The 19,075-nt window shown below is 35.0% G+C and carries 14 protein-coding genes and 1 tRNA gene; all 15 read right to left on the bottom strand.

Annotated elements, in window-relative coordinates:
• Nucleotides 1–56: 56 nt before the first annotated feature.
• The 15 genes from clpX to LUA86_RS07980 all read right to left on the bottom strand — a co-directional run bounded on the left by clpX (nucleotide 57) and on the right by LUA86_RS07980 (nucleotide 18,472).
• Nucleotides 57–1,325 (bottom strand): ATP-dependent Clp protease ATP-binding subunit ClpX, encoded by a 1,269-nt coding sequence (clpX, locus tag LUA86_RS08050; RefSeq protein WP_370634335.1) that lies wholly within the window; start codon nucleotides 1,323–1,325, stop codon nucleotides 57–59.
• Nucleotides 1,279–1,986, bottom strand: a complete 708-nt coding sequence (gene clpP, locus LUA86_RS08045; protein WP_231460091.1) for an ATP-dependent Clp endopeptidase proteolytic subunit ClpP — start codon at nucleotides 1,984–1,986, stop codon at nucleotides 1,279–1,281. Before clpP ends, clpX begins: the two co-directional genes overlap by 47 nt.
• Nucleotides 1,987–2,046: 60 nt before the next feature.
• Complete coding sequence (locus LUA86_RS08040) at nucleotides 2,047–2,409, bottom strand: four helix bundle protein (RefSeq protein WP_231460090.1); 363 nt, start codon at nucleotides 2,407–2,409, stop codon at nucleotides 2,047–2,049.
• Between the two features lie 56 nt (nucleotides 2,410–2,465).
• The gene (tig, locus tag LUA86_RS08035; protein WP_231460089.1) at nucleotides 2,466–3,815 is read right to left on the bottom strand and encodes a trigger factor; all 1,350 of its coding nucleotides are present in this window, start codon (nucleotides 3,813–3,815) and stop codon (nucleotides 2,466–2,468) included.
• A gap of 139 nt (nucleotides 3,816–3,954) precedes the next feature.
• Nucleotides 3,955–4,036: transfer RNA gene (locus LUA86_RS08030), tRNA-Leu, on the bottom strand.
• 126 nt (nucleotides 4,037–4,162) lie between these two features.
• Entirely contained in the window at nucleotides 4,163–4,465 is a 303-nt protein-coding gene (locus LUA86_RS08025) for a hypothetical protein (protein ID WP_231460088.1), read from the bottom strand.
• Nucleotides 4,466–4,525: 60 nt separating this feature from the next.
• The gene (locus tag LUA86_RS08020; protein ID WP_231460087.1) at nucleotides 4,526–5,323 is read right to left on the bottom strand and encodes a helical backbone metal receptor; all 798 of its coding nucleotides are present in this window, start codon (nucleotides 5,321–5,323) and stop codon (nucleotides 4,526–4,528) included.
• Nucleotides 5,324–5,386: 63 nt separating this feature from the next.
• Nucleotides 5,387–6,073 carry an ABC transporter ATP-binding protein gene (locus LUA86_RS08015; RefSeq protein WP_231460086.1) on the bottom strand — a complete coding sequence of 229 codons (687 nt, stop codon included), beginning with the start codon at nucleotides 6,071–6,073 and terminating at the stop codon, nucleotides 5,387–5,389.
• A gap of 76 nt (nucleotides 6,074–6,149) precedes the next feature.
• The gene (locus LUA86_RS08010; protein WP_231460085.1) at nucleotides 6,150–8,540 is read right to left on the bottom strand and encodes an ABC transporter permease; all 2,391 of its coding nucleotides are present in this window, start codon (nucleotides 8,538–8,540) and stop codon (nucleotides 6,150–6,152) included.
• A gap of 82 nt (nucleotides 8,541–8,622) precedes the next feature.
• Nucleotides 8,623–11,001, bottom strand: a complete 2,379-nt coding sequence (locus LUA86_RS08005) for an ABC transporter permease (RefSeq protein ID WP_231460084.1) — start codon at nucleotides 10,999–11,001, stop codon at nucleotides 8,623–8,625.
• A 79-nt stretch (nucleotides 11,002–11,080) separates the two neighbouring features.
• A complete protein-coding gene (locus tag LUA86_RS08000) occupies nucleotides 11,081–13,471 on the bottom strand; it encodes an ABC transporter permease (protein ID WP_231460083.1) in 2,391 nt (796 codons plus the stop codon).
• Between the two features lie 76 nt (nucleotides 13,472–13,547).
• Complete coding sequence (locus LUA86_RS07995; RefSeq protein ID WP_231460082.1) at nucleotides 13,548–15,917, bottom strand: ABC transporter permease; 2,370 nt, start codon at nucleotides 15,915–15,917, stop codon at nucleotides 13,548–13,550.
• A 206-nt stretch (nucleotides 15,918–16,123) separates the two neighbouring features.
• Nucleotides 16,124–16,822, bottom strand: a complete 699-nt coding sequence (locus LUA86_RS07990; protein WP_231460081.1) for an ABC transporter ATP-binding protein — start codon at nucleotides 16,820–16,822, stop codon at nucleotides 16,124–16,126.
• Nucleotides 16,819–17,226, bottom strand: a complete 408-nt coding sequence (locus LUA86_RS07985; protein WP_231460080.1) for a hypothetical protein — start codon at nucleotides 17,224–17,226, stop codon at nucleotides 16,819–16,821. Before LUA86_RS07985 ends, LUA86_RS07990 begins: the two co-directional genes overlap by 4 nt.
• A gap of 1 nt (nucleotide 17,227) precedes the next feature.
• A complete protein-coding gene (locus LUA86_RS07980) occupies nucleotides 17,228–18,472 on the bottom strand; it encodes an efflux RND transporter periplasmic adaptor subunit (RefSeq protein WP_231460079.1) in 1,245 nt (414 codons plus the stop codon).
• Between the last annotated feature and the right edge of the window lie 603 nt (nucleotides 18,473–19,075).

Genomic DNA, 19,075 nt, shown 5'->3' with positions numbered 1-19,075 from the left:
GCATCAATAATATTATTAAAAAAAATCCCTCCCGATTATCGGGAAGGATTTGAATTTTATGCAGCTTGCAACTTTTTAAAGTCGGCTTTTTCAAATTTCTCTATCGCATAATCGAGGTTAATGTGCAGCTCCTTTACATCTTTCTGCGTGGGCGTGTCAAACATTGCATCTAGCATTATGGCTTCACAAATCGACCTCAAACCACGAGCGCCCAATTTATATTCCATCGCTTTATCTACAATGAAATCTAAAACATCCTCATCAAAAACCAGCTTAACATCTTCGTAATCAAAAAGCTTTTCATACTGCTTAGTTAAGGCATTTTTAGGCGCTGTAAGAATATTTCTAAGGGTTTCTTTATCCAGCGGATTTAAATGTGAAAGAACAGGAATACGCCCGATTAATTCGGGAATTAAACCAAACGATTTTAAATCTTGTGGCGTAATGTATTTGTAAAGGTTTTTTAAGTCTAAAATGGTATCGTCTTTTTTAACTTTATAACCTACAGCTTGCGTACGCAAACGATTTGCAATTTTACGTTCTATACCGTCAAAAGCACCGCCACATATAAATAAAATGTTATTGGTATTTACCGGAATCATTTTTTGGTCAGGGTGCTTACGTCCGCCCTGAGGTGGAACATTCACAATCGTACCTTCTAAAATCTTTAATAAAGCCTGTTGTACGCCTTCTCCAGATACATCACGGGTTATTGATGGGTTATCACTTTTACGTGCTACCTTATCAACCTCATCTATATAAACTATACCACGTTCTGCAGCAGCAACATCATAATCAGCGGCCTGTAGTAAACGTGTTAAAATACTTTCAACATCCTCACCAACATAACCAGCTTCGGTTAACACGGTTGCATCGCAAATACAAAACGGTACATGCAAAATCTTTGCTATGGTTTTAGCCAATAAGGTTTTACCTGTTCCGGTTTCGCCAACCAGCATAATGTTCGATTTTTCGATCTCAATTTCGTCTTTATCAATCTTTTGATTTAAACGTTTATAGTGATTGTAAACCGCTACTGATAAAACTTTTTTCGCATCATCCTGACCAATAACATATTGATCTAGATGTTGCTTAATTTCCAACGGCTTTAACAAAGTAAGTGCCGATTGAATACCTTTGCTACTTTTTGTACCTAACTCTTGAGCAAGCAATTGATTGGCCTGGGTAACACATTTATCGCAGATAAACGCATCCATGCCCTCAATTAACATTAAAGTTTCATGCTTGCCAGAGTGGCAGAATGAGCAACGGGATTCTTTATTTTGTTTCGCCATCTTTTTTAGAGTTTCTCGATAATACTTCATCAACCATACCAAATCCTTTAGCTTCATCAGCAGTCATCCAGTAATCGCGGTCTGAAGCTTTTTCTACCCAGTCGTAAGACTGACCTGAATGCTCAGCAATAATATCGTAAAGTTCTTTTTTCAGTTTTAACATTTCTCTTAAGTTGATTTCCATATCAGATGCAACGCCTTGAGCGCCACCTGAAGGTTGGTGAATCATAACTCTTGAGTGTGGTAAGGCAGCACGTTTACCCTTTGCACCTGCAACCAGCAGTACAGCACCCATTGATGCTGCCATACCTGTACAGATTGTTGCAACATCTGGTTGGATGTATTGCATGGTATCATAAATACCTAAACCTGCATATACTGAACCACCAGGTGAGTTTATATAAATCTGAATATCTCTATCCGCATCGGTTGATTGTAAAAACAACAACTGCGCCTGAATGATATTCGCGTTCTGGTCATAAATTGCATCACCTAAAAAGATAATACGATCCATCATCAATCTAGAAAAAACGTCCATTTGAGCAACGTTCAACTGGCGTTCTTCTATAATATAGGGCGTCATGTTTTGAGGGTTAACATTAGCCTGTGCAATAAATTTATCTACGTGTAAACCGCCAATTCCCTGATGTTTAACGGCAAATTTTCTGAATTCTTGTGAATCTATGTTCATGATTATGTATTGCGTTAGGAGTCTGGCGGTAAGCGTTTTAAATGCATAAGCCAAACTAAGTTATAATTTTAATAAATATTTCCTGAAGTTGGTTAATTTCCGTGCCAATTTATCCAATTCTTCCAGATAATAAAGCAGTTCTGTGTCAGAAATTATTTTTCTTCGTTCTAATACTACTAAAATGTTAGCATTTTCAAATGTAGAACGGTGCGCAATATTCAGATAATGAGCAAATTCCTTGGCAGAAGAAGAACCTGAGCCCTCCGCGATATTGTTTGATATGCTAAGAGCAGCCCCATTGAGCTGCTCTGCAAATCTATATTTTTTATCAACTGACAATTGGTCAGCTATGTCAAGCAGTTTATCTGTTATTTCAATGGATAACTGCCAAACTTCGAGCGATTGAAATTTAAATTGAGCCATTGCTAAATATAAGCAAACGAACAATCAATTTAACGCCTATGGCGTAACGCCACTATCTATTTCTTATTAAGCTCAGTAAACGCGTTATATTCGATGTCTTTATCTGTAATTGTTGCTACCGATTTGATGTAATCAAAAGTTTTTAAAGCTTTTACTTCCTCAAATGTACGGTTAGCATTTTCTTTATCTTGTAAAAACTGAACAGCATATTGTGCCAACTGATCTTCAGGAAGCGGACTCGGGCTGTACATTCTGAATTGAGCATCTAATTTAGCCTTGGCAGCCGCAACAACATCTTCGTATTTGATTTCGATGTTATTATCTTTGATGATTTTGTTTTCGATTAAAGTCCATTTAAGGTTTTTAGCGAAATCATCATAACCTTCTGCCAGTTCTTCATCAGTTAATTTCTCGTTTGTTGCTTTTAACCAACGACGTAAAAACTCATCAGGTAATTCAAAAGTATGTTTCTTTAACAAATCTTCGTAAATATCATTTGATAATTGACGTTCAGCATCTTGTTTAAACATGCCTTCTACTTCTTCAGTAATTTTAGCTCTGAAACCAGCTTCGTCAGTTACAGTACCTTCGCCAAATAATTTATCAAAAAACTCCTGATTTAAATCAGATTCTTCTAAACGGTTAACATTTTTAACAGTTAACTGGAAATTTGATTTCAACTCGGCAGCATCTTCTTCAGATATATTTAATGCTTTAGCAATTGCAGCAGCATCACCTAAAGCCTTTTGAATATCGATAGTTACAACATCATCCTTTTTTAAACCTACTAATGTTTTAAGGATTTTTTTATCGGCAATCTGATCTAAACGAAGTGTTGCAGTATTTGAAATTCCACCTTCAAAAACAGAACCATCATTCCCTAACTGAACTAATTCTGCATACAATACATCATCTTCTTCAGAAACCTCAGGATTAGTCATTTTACCGTAGCTACGGCGAATATTTTTTACACGGCTTTCTAATGTTTCGTTATCTGCCTTAACATTATAAAGGGTGTATTTATCTTTAGATGAAATTTCAACATCAAAAGCTGGCGCTAAACCTAACTCGTAATCAAATTCGAATTCATCTGTATTATCCCATTTAAATTCTTTTTCGTTGTTCTGTGCTGGTAAAGGCTGACCTAAAATTTCTAGCTTTTGCTCTGCGATGTAGTTTGAAAGCGTATCGTTTAATAAGTTATTAACTTCTTCAACCAAAATGCTTTTACCATACATTCTTTTAATGTGGGCAGCAGGAACCATTCCTTTACGGAAACCTGGTAATTGTGCTTTTTTAGCCTGTTCTTTAATTGCTTTATCTACTTTACCGGTGTAATCTGCAGGTGCAATTTTGATTTTTACAACAGCATTTAAGTTGCCGGTTTTTTCCTGTGTAATATTCATTTCTGTTTAGATATGAGATATGAGTAATGGTATTGAGATATTCGTCTCATCCAAAAAACACATCGATTTTTCGTTTAACAATGTCTTTTTAAAACAAAACCGTTCCGATGTTTAAATCGAAACGGCCTTTATCTTATTGTGCGGAAGAAGGGACTCGAACCCCCACGCCGTGAAGCGCCAGATCCTAAGTCTGGTGCGGCTACCAATTACGCCACTTCCGCAGTTAGGATTTATTAAGGACTGCAAAGATAGAAATCAGAATCAATTTTCAAAAAATAATTGAAATATTTTCTCAATTATTTTTACCAAAAAGTGCTAAGTATCTAAGGCTAAGCAAGAATAATTTTTTATAATTTTACAAGTGTTACATCAACAAGTTCTGGCCCACCCTCTAATGGATAACCTGAAACCTTTTTACCTTTTATTGTAACTGTTTTATCTAAGTAAGGATCTAAGCTGAAGGTGCTCTTTAAAGCATAAGTTTTATCGGCTGTTTTTAAAATATGTGTTCCGTATTGGAAGGTAGACATGCCCAGCTTTTGTATTGTTCCGGTTGCGGTTACGTGAGTTTTGGTGTTTGAATCTTTCATAGAAGTGCAACCAAACAGTATGGTAGCAAACAGCGACAACATTAGTACTAATTTTTTCATGGTAATTTTTAGGTTTGATTAATTCGATATCGCAAACTTAGCAGAAATTTTAGCAAACAATTAATAAAGTTCTTTCTGAAATTCGAAAAAGTATTGAACGGCTTTTACCAACCTACTGCCATACCAACTGAACATTTCGCCATCAACTAAAATTACTTTAGCATTTGGCAACTCATTCTGTATTTCGGCAATATGTTTATCTTTAAAAGGATAAGGCTCAGAAGAGAGTAATATAAGCTTAGGATTTAATTCTACGAGTTGTGAAAGGCCTACCTCTGGGTATCGTTCTTGTTTGATAACATTTACCATACCATTGCTAAGCAACACATCATCAATAAAAGTATTTTTCCCGGCAGCCATAAAAGGCTTTCGCCAAATTAAATAGGCTACTTTTTTATCAATTCGATTTTGCAGCGCCAAAGCTTTTAAATCTTTAAATCCGGCAGAAATTAAGTGATTTAAATAAGAAGCTTCTGGTGCTCTATCTACCAACGCCCCTATTTCGCTAATGGCACTCATTGCATCATCCAAGGTAAAAATATCGCTCATCCAAACCGGAAAGTAAGTTTCAAGTTCCTCTATATCGCTTTGCGTATTCTCTTCTTTATTCCCGATGATTAAATCGGGCTTTAAATCTTTTATTAAATCGATGTTGAGTTTTTTTGTCCCGCCAACTTTGGTTCGTTCTGCAAATTTTTCTATCGGATGAATACAAAACTTGGTTAATCCGATAATTTCTGAATCAAGCCCTAAATCAAATAATAGTTCTGTTTGCGAAGGTACAATCGAAATAATCCGCTTTGGCGGAAAATTCATGATAACCTCACGCCCCATTCCATCTGTAAAAGATTTTTGCATGAACGAAGTTATATGTTTTAAGTTGTAAGTATTTAATTTAACTCAAAACTTATCACCAATAATTTATTTAGTAAGAACAGGAATGTCTTCTTTAATCACCCCATCGGCAATGTGTAATATTCTGCTGCCGTATTCAGCATTTTTTTCTGAATGGGTAACCTGAATAATTGTTATACCTTCTTCCCTATTTAATTTTTGAAAAAGCTGCATAATTTCTTCGGCTTGTGCAGATTGTAAATTACCGGTTGGTTCATCGGCAAGAATAATGGATGGTTGTGCAGCTAATGCCCTGGCAATACCTACCAATTGCTGCTGACCGCCAGAAAGCTGATTTGGGAACAAATCTTTTTTTGCAACGATGTTAAATTTATCAAGCAAATTAGCGATGCGGCTGGCTCTTTCCGAACTACCAATTTTCTTGTAAAGTAATGGCGCTTCTATATTTTCATAAACCGTCATTTCATCTATTAAATGGTAAGCCTGAAACACGAACCCGATGTGATTACGATAAAGCTCAATACGCTTACGTTCGCTTAAATTCGTAACGTCTTCTTGCATAAACTCGTAACTACCATAAGTTGGTTCTTCTAACATTCCGAGAATATTCAAAAGCGTAGATTTACCGGCACCAGACGGACCCATAATGGATACAAATTCTCCTTGTTTAATAGTTGTGCTTACATGGCGAAGTACATAATGTTTAATGCCTTTGCTAGCGTAATATTTTTCTATGTTTTTAAGTTCTATCATTTTGCAGTATCAAGTATTTAGTATCAAGTATCAAGATAAGTTTTCACTTTAAGCTTTAGTCTTTTAGCTCACAGCTTTACTCATATTTAAGTGCATCGATAGTATTGGCTTTTGCAGCCCGATAAGACCTTAAACTTACCGTAAATACTGTTATTGATATAGATGCAAGCATCGCCACGATGAATGGCCAAATACTTAAATCTGTTCTATATTGAAAAGAGGATAACCATTTAGAAACAAAAATGTAAGCTACTGGCCATGCAACCAAATTCGCAATAAGAACCATCCATAAAAAAGAACTGTTAAGCATTTTAACCAGTTCAAAGTTAGAAGCTCCTAAAACCTTCCTGATAGCAATTTCTTTAGTTCTTTGTGTTGCCACAAAAGAAATTAATCCAAACAAACCAATAAACGAAATGAAGATTACAACGCCTGCAAATACCTTGAATAGGGTACCCATAATGCGCTCTGTTTCATAATAGCCTTTTAAATCTTCATCAAAAAAGTTGTTTTCGAAAACATAATCAGGATAGGTAGAATTAAAGGCTTGCTCTATTTTTTTAAGTGTTGCAACCATTTCATTTTTCTCTAATTTAATGGCAACCGTTTCATAATTTTTTTTGCGTGAGAATATTGCAATCGGCGCTATAGCTTCATGTAAGGAATAATTATTGAAATCTTTTACAACGCCTACAATTGGTCCGGGTTTACCCCAAAGTTTTAAGGTTTTACCTATTGCTTCTTCTGGTTTTTTGATATTTAATTTCTTGAGTAAAGTTTCATTTACTACATATTCTTTAATTGTATCACTTATACTCAATCCTCTGCCTGCGAGCAAGCTTAAACCAAATGTTTTTATGTAGCCGTCATCAGCAGGTTTAACATTAATTTGAAAATCTGCATCTTTAGAGCTGTTATAAGAAAAATTAGTTTCGTTATTATTACCAGATGAAGGTGCGCTTGTATTGAAGCTTAAATTTTTAACGCCGTTAATATTTAAAATTCTTTCTTTAAATGTATTGTGTTTTGTTAAGCTCAAGCTATCATAAGGCAAATTAATCAAAGCAATTGCATTGGTGTCAAAGCCTAACGATTTATTGCGGATATAACTCATTTGCTTAATCACAACTAAGGTGCTTACGATTAAAACTGCTGTAATTGCAAATTGTACCACTACCAATGTTTTACGCAATCCTACGCCACCTGCATTTGCCAGTACTTTATTTTTTATGGCTAACGCCGGGCTAAATCCCGACATGATTAATGCCGGATACAAACCTGCTAAAAAGCTAACCAAAACCAATAGCGCCATCAAAAATATAAAGATTAACGGGTCGCCAAAAAGGTTAAAATTAACGTCCCCACCAAATAAATTTTCCATTTTTGGCAAGGTTAACTCAGAGATTACACAAGCTAACAAAATGGATATAGCAGTTATTAATGCCGTTTCTGATAAAAATTGCCAGATTAATTGATTTCGTCTGCTACCCATTACCTTCCGCACACCAACTTCTTTACTTCTGCTTATTGCTTGAGCTGTAGCCAAGTTTACAAAATTTATGCATGCAGTAATTAATAAAAACAGACCAATAATCGCTAAACCAATAATTTGTTTATATGGCGTGATGAGCCCGGAAAAATTACCATAGTCATCGTTATGATGAATGTCATTTAAGGCTTGAAAATGATGACTCTCTTTCCCCGGACCATTATCTACGTAATATTTTTTAATGAATTGTTTTAACGTATTATCCAGCTCTGATGGATTTATGCCCTTTTTAAGCAAAATGTAACACTCAGAACTTGAAGAAACAGAACCCCAATGTTTCATATTTCTATTGTTATAACTTGCATAACTCATTACAACATGCAATGGAAAACTGCTATTCTGCGGATTATCCTTTATTACTCCCGTTACTTTAAAATCTTTTGTTGCATCAAAATTAATGCTGTTACCCAATGCTTTTTTCCAATCTCCAAAGTATTTTTTAGCCGTTTTTTCTGATAAAACAATCGTATTTGGACTCGTGAGCGCTGTTCCGGCATCACCGGCAAGCCATTTATAATTGAAAATTTTAAAAAATTCAGGCTCGGCGTAAAACAGAGTTTCAGAATCTTTAATTTCTGACTTAGTTGCCGTAGCATTAACTTTAATTATACCGCCGCTTTGCTGAATAGCAGCTACATGTTCAAATTGCGAAAAATCGTTTCGCATTGCAGCTGCAAGCGGCAAGGGTACGCCTGCTGATTTAAAATCGTTACCATCAGCATATTTCCATGATGAAACTACACGGTAAATTCTATCGCCATTGGCATAATCCTTATCAAAGCTTAATTGATAGTTAACAAAAATAAAAATGAGAATACAACTAGCCAGGCCTATTGAAAGACCAAAAATATTAATGGCTGTATAACCTTTATATTTCCAAAGGTTTCGCAATGCGATTTTTAAATTAAGTTTGAACATTTTTTTTTTAGTTTTACGTGGTAAGTTCTAAGTTGTAAGTATCAAAACTTACAACTTAAAACGTATTACTTATAACTTTGAATTATTCATATTTCAAAGCGTTAACAGGATTAGCTTTTGCTGTTTTATATGCCTGAAAGCTGACTGTTAACACTGCTATTGTTAAAGTTGTTACAGCCGAAACAGGAATAATCCACCAGCTAAATTCTGTATGAAATTCAAAATTGCTTAACCATTTACCCATCGCAAAATAACTGATAGGCGAAGCAATTATAATGGCTACGATTATCATTTTTATAAAAGAAAAGGATAGTAGTTGCATTAAATTTGCAACAGATGCACCCAAAACTTTTCTAATGCCAAACTCTTTTGTTCGCTGCTCTGCGCTATAGGTAACCAAGCCAAATAAACCAAGGCACGACACGAAAATTGCCAGTCCGCCGAAGAGATTGGATAGAATGCCCAAAGTTTTTTCTGATTTATATTTATCCTGATATAAGGAATTTATAAAGGTGATTTCTGCCGGATAAGCCGGATTAAAAACTTTAGTAATCTTATTGATGGTTTCTACATTACTCTGCAAGCTATTTTGATTGTTCAAACGCATTGTAATTGTACCGGTTTGCGCAGGATTTAAAAACACAACCTGCGGATTGTTTGATTTGTAAGGCGAATCCCAAACGTAATCATCAAAAACCCCAATAATATATGCATTGGCACCAAAAATCTTCACTCTTTTCCCGATTGGATTTTTGTAACCAAATACTTTGACTTCGGAGGCACTTACCAGTAACCCACTTGTATCTGAAGCGAAATTTTTAGAGAAATCTCTGCCTTGCAATAATTTTATACCATTGGTTTTTATGAAATCATAAGTTGTGGCAACCTGATTAAACATTACTGTATTTTCAGGTTTGTTCATCCCATCCCAGGCTACATCCATAAAATTGCGACCACGATGAGAAAGGCTAACCGATGACTGGTACATGGAAGTTACTGCACCAGATTTTAAAAGCTCAGTTTTGAATAAATCGAATTTTGTTTTCAATTCACCATCCTGCGGAATCTCTACCAAAGTATTTACATCAAACCCTACCGGTTTATTTTTTATGTATTGAATTTGGCGATATATAACTAATGTGGAAATAATCAGGATAATTGCGAAACAAAATTGCCCAACAACCAGCACTTGCCTTAGGCTTATATTTAAAAAACCATTTGCAGTTATTTTTCTTTTTAGGGTTTGAATTGGATTAAAAGAAGATAAATAAAATGCCGGATAACTTCCTGCAATTAAACCTGTTGCTGTTACAATACCTAAAATTCCAATCCAACTTGGCAAGTTGAAATACGAAATTCCTAAATTTATATTTAACAAGTGGTTAAATGCCGGTAGGCAAACTTCTAATAAAGCGATTGCGAGTATAACAGCAATCAAAGTTAACACCATCGATTCTGTTAAAAATTGAAAAATTAATGAGCTACGGTTTGCACCGATGGTTTTCTTAATACCTACCTCTTTTGCACGCTTTTCTGATTTGGCTGTGGCCATATTCATAAAGTTGATGCAGGCAATAAGTAAAATTCCAATTGCTAAGCCAACAAATAGATAAATCTGCTCAATATCTCCACCAACTGCTTTACCGTTTTCAAATTTGCCAAATAAATGAAGTTTACTGGCTTGATATAAAAAATTTGGCTGCGATTGTCCATTTTGTTCGGTATTAGCCTTTACCAGCGCTTCTATTTTACGATTTACTAAATCTACATTTGCATCGGCTGCTAAAGTAACAATCGTTACAAAACTGTAATTAGTCCAGTTTAAACTTTTTGCACTCTCATCTACAATTTCGTAAAACGACCAGGGCATTAAAAAATCGAATCGATTGGAACTGTTTTCTGGCAAATCTCTAATTACACCAGTTACTATTAAGTTTTCTTTATCTTGATAACGGACAGATTTATTTAAAACATCTGTTGTTCCGAACAAAGTTTTAGCAGTGCTTTCTGTTAAAATTACCGAAAGCGGATTATTTAATGCTGTGGTTGCATCGCCAGCAATAAACTTGTAATCGTACATTTTAAGAATGTCTGGCTCAGCGAATTTCGAATTCTTTTTATAGCTGTTTTGTCCATTAGCGATAAGGCTTTTCTTGCCATAGTCCATACGGACAACATATTTAACCTCAGGCAAATTTTGCTTTAATAGCGGACCAAGAGCCGTTGTAGAGCCATTAAATGTGGCGTTAATTTTATTGTTATCTCCAGGAACATTTGTCATAGCCATATAAACGTTCTCGTAATTCCTGGCTTGCTTATCAAAATTCCATTCGTAAGAAACGTATAGCAACAACATAAGGCAGGCTGCAAGACCAATAGCTAAACCTATCACATTAATCAATGACGAGATTTTATTCTTCCAAAGGTTTCGCAGGGCGATTTTTAAATTTAATTTAAACATTTTAAGAGTTTTACGTGGTAAGTTCTAAGTCGTAAGTATCAAAACTTACAACTTAAAACGTATTACTTATAACTTTGAATTATTCACATTTCAAAGCATTAACCGGATTAGCTTTTACGGCTTTTCTGGCTTGTACGCTTACGGTAATTACTGTTAATAAAATTGTTGCCAATGCACTGATTATAAATGGAATAATTGGCAAATCAATTCGATAAGCAAAGGTATCCAGCCATTTTTTTGTTAGGACATAAGCTATGGGCCATGATATGATATTGGCAATCATCACCATTATAAAGAATGATGAATTGATTAATTTGAAAATCTGAATATCGCTTGCACCTAAAATTTTACGAACAGCAATTTCTTTAATTCTACCATTGGTGATGTATTTTGCAAAAGCGAACAAGCCTAAAATGGCAATGAAAATGGTAAGCAAAGCCGCAGCAAAAAACACGGATTGTAGTTGCTCCTGTTTTTTAAACAATCTGCCATAAAGCTCATCTAAAAACTCATATCTAAAATCTTCGCCATCTTTTGGATTAATTTGAGGCCATAGTGCTTTCAAAGCGGTTAATGCATCAGCCATTTTATTTTCCTCAATTTTCAACATAATTTGAGTTTTGTAATTTCCACAAGGATTTTTAATGGCATAAATAGTTGGCTGCACAGCAGTTTCAAAACCCTGGGCTTTAAAATCTTTTGCTACACCTACAATTTTATAATCTATATTGCATCCTTTAATGGTTTTGCCTATCGGGTCTTTTAACCCGTATTTAGCCACAGCACTCTCATTAATAACAACAGAATTTGCGGTATCGGTTTTAAAAGCAGTAGAGAAAAAACGTCCTTCTTTTAGTTTAACATCAAGGGTTTCGAAATAGTCAAATTCCACATCCACAAAATCAACATTAGCCTTAAGCCCATTAGTTGTATAGCTATTAGTACCGTTTTCGGCACCGTTAGGGATATCGCTTGCCACTGTAGCAGATTTAATTCCCGGAATTTTCAAAACCTTATCTCTAACCGACTCAAAATTTAGCGAACCGAATTTTGAAGGATTATTAAAAAGCGTTAAATTTTTAATGTAAACGACCTGATTGGCAGAAAAACCTAAATCCTGAGAACGCATGTATTTAAGTTGCGAATTGATAATGAGTAAGCCAATAATAAAGATTACTGCAATGCTAAACTGAAATATCAATAAGCCATTTCTTAACCATGAGCTTTGTTTACTTGTAGAAAAGTTTCCTTTTAAAACTAAGGCCGGTTTAAAGCCAGATAAAACCACTGCAGGATAAATGCCGGCTGCAAGCGTTATCAAACACAATACCATTGGCAATTGCCAGAATAGATTGTTATCAATACGCCATATAGATAATTGCACTTGAAAAAGATTATTAAAAACTGGAAGTAGCAGTTCGGCAACAATTAAAGCTAAAGTGGTTGCTACGGTGCACTGAATAAAAATTTCTACAAGAAATTGAGTGGTAAGCTGGGCACGAAATGCACCCATAACCTTTTTAACACCAACTTCTTTTGCCCGCTTGGTAGCCTGTGCTATGCTCAAATTGGTAAAATTGATACATGCTATAACTAAAATTAAGATACCAAGAACCGAAAGCGCTACAAGGATTTTATATGGAGCATCGTTTCCGGCAAAAGGTTTTAAATGCAAATTAGCCAAAGGATCTAAAAATGTGGAAATAGCCTTAATTTCTTCAATTGTTTTTAAATCCGATTCTCCTTTTAATAATTCTGCTCTGTATAATTTGGTAATTTTTTGCTGAAGATTATCAACATCCGTACCTGGTTTTACCTTAATATAGGTTGTATAATTATTCATTCCATAATCTTCACCCTGCCCTATTTCATTTCCAATAGATATGCCATCGAAAGTTATATTAGAATGTGGATCGCTAATTATCGAACCATCAAACTTACTTCTTACACCGGAGTTACTTGCACCCATACCAACCATTTCCGGTTTATTATCTTTCTTATCTGGAAATAGCGTTTTCATACTTTCAACGTTTAAATAAGAAAGCCTTTCTACATCACCAGATGGTTTTTGTAATCCACCCATTGGTTTTATGTTTAATATTTTAGCTGCATTATAATCTGCCTGCATAAAATTTTTGGCAAAAACGGTGTTCTTCCCATTTTTTAAGGTCAGCTCAAAAAAACCACTTTTGGTAATCCCGGCATTTTCAACCTCCGGGAAATTTTGTTTTAAAGCTTTATGTAGCGGCGGAGCTGTATAGTTGGTTTTAAACTCCGGATAAATACGTCCAACTACATAAATATTTTTGTAATTTGGATTCGACTTATCAAAACTGGTTTCATAAGTAAAATACATCATCACCAAAATAAAAGAGGCCAAAGCAATCGCTAAACCACCAACATTTATTAAGGTAATGCCCTTGTTTTTCCAAAGGTTTCGCAAAGCGATTTTAAGATTGAGTTTGAACATTGTAGTTTCAAGGAGTTAGTATGAAGTATCAAGACCTTGCAAATAGCCTTAGGCTTTTTGCTTTAAGCTTTCAGCTCTATTCATATTTCAAAGCATCAACCGGATTGGCTTTTGCAACTTTTATCGATTGAATGCTGACTGTTAAAATGGCAATAAATAGTGATAAGGAAACTGCAATAAGAAATGGTATCACAGATATTGACACTCTATATTCAAAAGCCGATAACCATTTGTTAATGATAATATAAGCTAATGGGAAAGCGATTAAATTTGCAATTGCTACGAGCTTGATAAAATCTTTGTTTAACAGCGTTAATATGCTTGCTGTATTAGCGCCCAAAACCTTGCGTATGCTGATTTCTTTTTTACGTTGCTCGGCCATAAATAGCGCCAAGCCTAATAAGCCTAAGCAAGAAATAAAAATTGCAAAACCACCAAACCAGTTTGATAGCGTACCTAAAAGTTTTTCATCCTGAAATTTTACTTCAAAAGACTCGTCAACAAATTTTCTTTGCACCGGATATTCTGGTTCAATTTGCTTAACCAATTCATCAATTTTTGCTACTGAAGCACTTATGTTTTGTGCCGGATTTAAGCGTACAAGAATGACCTGGATATCATCCATATAACTTGGATAAAATACCATTGGCGAAACTTTCTGATAGGCACTTTCTACTACAAAATCTTTCACAACAGCTACAATGGTTCTCTCTGTTCCCCAATATTTAATTTTAGCGCCTATCGGATTTTTAAGTCCCATCATTTTAATAGCAGATTCGTTAAACATAACCTTATTGCTATCACTTTTTGATGTTGAAGAAATCTCTCTGCCTGCAACTAATTCTGTACCTATTGTTTTGATAAAATCATCTCCAACACCTCGATTATTGAATAAAATCGACTCACCCTTTGTTTTGCCATCCCAGTAAACATCAGTTGTATTGTTTCCACTTTCTGTTATGTCTTTACTAAACGTAGTTACATTGCTTGCTGCACCAGATTTTAAAAGTTGCGCCTTTAACAGTTCTAATTTACTCTTCTCGCTTACTCTGCCCCTAACTGCTATTTGAACCAGATTAGATTTATCATACCCAATTGGTTTGTTTTTTACATAGTTAAGTTGCTGATAAATAACTGATGTGCACACAATTAAACAGGCTGCAAAAACAAATTGAATTACCACTAAAATCTTTCTAATGGATACTGAAGAATCTGACTTAATTTTTAAGCCTTTTAATACTTTTATGGGTTCAAAAGAAGATAAATACAAAGCTGGATAACTACCAGCGATAAAGCCTGTAAAAATCATCAAGCCTAAAAGTGTGCTCCAAAAAGTGATGCTTTTGTAATTGATTTGAAGCTCAATATTCAATAAATTATTAAAGTATGGCAAGCTTACTTCTACCAGAATGAAAGCCAAAACGCCAGATAATAAGGTAATAAAAACTGATTCTAATAAAAACTGACCGATTAAAGATTTTCTGGTTGAGCCGATAGCTTTTCTTATTCCAACCTCCTTAGCCCGGCGCTCTGAACGAGCGGTTGATAAGTTCATAAAATTTACGCAGGCAATTAGTAAAATACAAAATGCAAGTAGAAGGAATATTTTTAACTGTTCTATTTTGCCACCAACAGATTTTCCATTTTGAAAATCATCGTACAGATGCCATTTTGTGTAAGGATGCAATAATGCCTTAGCTGTATTACCTTGCTGGTTACGTTTATAAACATCCAATATGCTTGAATTTGCAGCATCAAAAAAGCTATTATCTTTTAATTGAGCCACCGTTAAGCACATGTTATTTCCCCAATTTTTATCTTTTGCCCAAGGCTCTCTTTTCACAAAAAGTTCCCATGGCATTAGGCATTCAAAAATTATAGAGTTATTTGCGGGGATGTCTTCAATTACAGCCTCAACCTTCAAAACATCCTGATTATCAAGCTTAACTGTTTTATTTATCGGGTCTTCATTTCCAAAAAGTTTTTTCGCAAATGATTCAGTCAAAATAATTGTGTTAACGCCTTTTAAAGCCTTATCAGGATTGCCTTTAACAAACTTATAATCGAATATTTTGAGGAAAGATGGGTCAGCAAAATTTACTCTCGAATTAATCCTTTTATCATCAACCGTAATTAATTTTGTTGATGGATAAGTAGAATGCGAGGCATATTTAACGCCAGGAATTTTAGCGGCAACTTCATCAGCCATGGCATTCGGTGTCCAGGCCCAACTGTAAATTTTACCATTGGCCGGAGCATTTTGATAGATTACATAGGTTTTATCACTGTTAGAAAAACCCTTATCAAAACTCCATTCGTAGGCAACGTATAGCAACAAAATCAAGCAACTCGCCAAACCAATGGCCAGTCCTCCGATATTAATCAAAGAAAACCCTTTGTTTTTCCAAAGGTTTCGCAAAGCGATTTTTAAATTTATTTTGAACATCTTTTGAGTATTACGTGGTAAGTTTTAAGTTCTAAGTGCATTACGTAAAACGTATCACTTATAACCTCCAAGCGCCTTATCCGAATCTTCCCATCCGGGAAGATTTCGGTTGGCCTATCATTAACTAAAACTATTTTTCTAAGGTTAAGGGCTAATGTCACTCATGCATAACCATACGCCTTAAACCTTTCACCTTTAAATATTTTCTATATCAATTCCTCGTTTCTGCTTTTGTTTACTTTCTCAGAAATCACATGGCCATCTTTAAGGTTTATGATTCTGTTAGAAAAACTGGCGTCGTGACTGGAGTGTGTAACCATTACAATTGTAGTCCCGGTTTCATTCAGTTCGCAAAGCAATTCCATTACCTCATTACCATGAGAACTATCTAGGTTTCCTGTTGGCTCATCTGCTAAAACTAACTTTGGCTTAGTAACCAAAGCCCTTGCTACAGCCACACGCTGCTGCTGTCCGCCAGAAAGTTGCTGAGGAAAATGGCCACTGCGATTAACAATGTTCATTCTTTCGATAATTTCGTTAACCAAAGCTTTGCGTTCGGCAGCAGGAACTTTATTGTAGATTAAAGGCAATTCAATGTTTTCGAAAACTGTTAATTCATCAATTAAATTAAAATTTTGGAATACGAAGCCCATATTCCGCTTGCGGAAATTTGAGCGTTCTCTATCATTTAAAGTTAAAAGCTCGGTATCAATAAATTTGTAACTTCCACTTTCGGGTTTATCTAACAAACCCATAACATTTAATAAGGTAGATTTTCCACAACCAGATGGCCCCATTATCGAAACAAATTCACCTTCCTTAACATGAAGGTTGATTCCATTTAGTGCAGTTGTTTCAACTTCTTCGGTTTTATAAACTTTTTCAAGATTTTCTATTCTTATCATGAGGCAATTTTTTTGATGGTTAGTTTAATATTATTTTGTTGAGCATGTTTCAACTCAACTTCAAAATCCTTTTCACCTAATACTTTATGGTAAATTTTAATTGTGTAAGTTCCGGGCTTTAATTCTATTTCAGTAGTTTCTGCTCTTAACGGAACATCCATTTTCAGTTTCCCATCCTGAATAAAATTAACTTTATCGAGTAAAGCTAAATCTCCGGCTAAAGTTAAATTTGCCTTCGAAAGATTGGTAGTTGTTTTTCCGCCTGATTTACTGAATATATTCATTTCATAGCTCGCACCATTTTTATTATCGATCCAATTAGATTCTTTTTTAAAAACACTTTGGGCATTTGCCATGTACGATAAGCAGGTAATGGCAATTGTGATTAAAATTTTAGTCATCATTTTATTTATTAATTTCTACCTGGTCATATTGATTAAATTGGTCGTAAGATGACGTGATAACCTCATCGCCTTTTTGCAAGCCTTGTAATATTTCGTAATAAAGGTAATTTTTCCTTCCGATTTTAACATTTTTCTTAGTCGCTTTACCATTGTTTACCACAAACACCCACGAGCCGCCTGTACTTTGAAAAAACTGACCTTGAGCCAGAAGTAATGATTTGCTATTATCAGATAATGTAAGTTTGGTTTGTAAAGACAAGCCTCTACGCAAATCGATTGGAGCACTACCTTTAAACACCATCTCAACCTGAAACTGACCGGCAGTTACCTCTGGTATAACTTTGCTAACTGTTAAACTGTAAGTTTTACCATTAAATTCGCATGTAGCAGTTTGTCCCTCCTTAACGCGGTTGATGTAATATTCATCAACACCAGCTTGCAATTTATAGCCTTGCATTACATCAATCTTTCCAATCATTTCGTTAGAATTGTAAGATTTACCGATAACCGGGTCATAAGAAGATAGCTTACCCGAAACCGGTGCTTTAATTGTCATGTTTTCGATATTTGTTTTTATCATTTCTAAACTTTCGTTCATTTGGCTCATAGATTGGTCAATTTGTGAAAGTTGCATTTTACGGCTTTGATTCTCTTGCTTTATCGCTTGCCTAACAATTTTCAGTTTACCTTGATAATATTCATAATCCTGACTCGATTTATTGAATTCTTGCTGAGTAATTACCTTTTTAGAAAACAAAGCGCTATCTAACCTATATTGGCGGGTTGCAGTGCGGAGGTTGTTCTCGACGTCTAAAACATCCTGATTTAAAATCCTTTGATTTTGCTCTAAATCTAACCTCGATTTTCTCAATTGATTAATTTGTTCGGTGGCTGCAGTTTGCTGAGATGTGTAACCCATCATTGCATTAGAATTTTCGATTCTTAAAAGGGGTGTACCTTTAACTACAGTAGCGCCATTCTCAGTAAAAATCTGGGCAACTGTTCCACCTTCTGAAGAGCTTACAATTACCGATGTTAAAGGAACAACACTTGCATTTAATAAAACTACATCTTCAAAGTCTCCATATTCAACTTTGCTAATGGTTAATTTATCTGCATCGGCACTGTAAGTTTTCTTTAATGACAAGGTGTAGCCGTATATAACTACTGCTATAAAAGCAATTGCCCCGCCTATTACGATTAAGTTTTTGGTGGTGAATTTTTTCTTCTCTATTTTCTTATCCATTGTTTGGTAATGCTGTTCGGTTTCTCTAATAACCAAGCTTGTGCCAAAAGACTATAGCATAATTAAATACCTGACATACAACGTTTTAAATCAAATTAAAAAAAATTAATGTTCATTTTCGAACAGTTCATGTACGGGAGCGGACAGTTTAATTAAATTTGCTTAAAGGAGGTGGTTTAGACGGTTTAGGTTTAAGAATTTATACCTCACCCCTTCATCCCCTCTCCTTGAAGAGAGGGGGGCGTGGAGCAGAAATTTAAAGTTAAACATAAATACAAATAAAATTATTAAGATAGCTTTGAATCAATCACAATCCGAAATTTCCCTCTCTTTAAGGAGAGGGACAACACAACAGAACAAATACTACTAACTTTAATAGGGTGAGGTAAATAGTATAAGCCAAATGAGGAAGGTTAAATAAAATACCTTACCCCTTCATCCCCTCTCCTTAAAGAGAGGGGGAGGGGAGCAGAAATCAAAAGTTAAACATAAATACAAGTAAAATTATTAAGATAGCTTTGAATCAATCACAATCCGAAATTTCCCTCTCTTTAAGGAGAGTGACAGCATAACAGAACAAATACTACTAACTTTAATAGGGTG

It is taken from the genome of Pedobacter sp. Leaf132 (assembly GCF_920984695.1).
Classification (GTDB): Bacteria; Bacteroidota; Bacteroidia; order Sphingobacteriales; family Sphingobacteriaceae; genus Pedobacter.
Note: the sequence above shows the minus strand (reverse complement) of the source record. Positions and strands in the feature narration are given on the sequence as shown.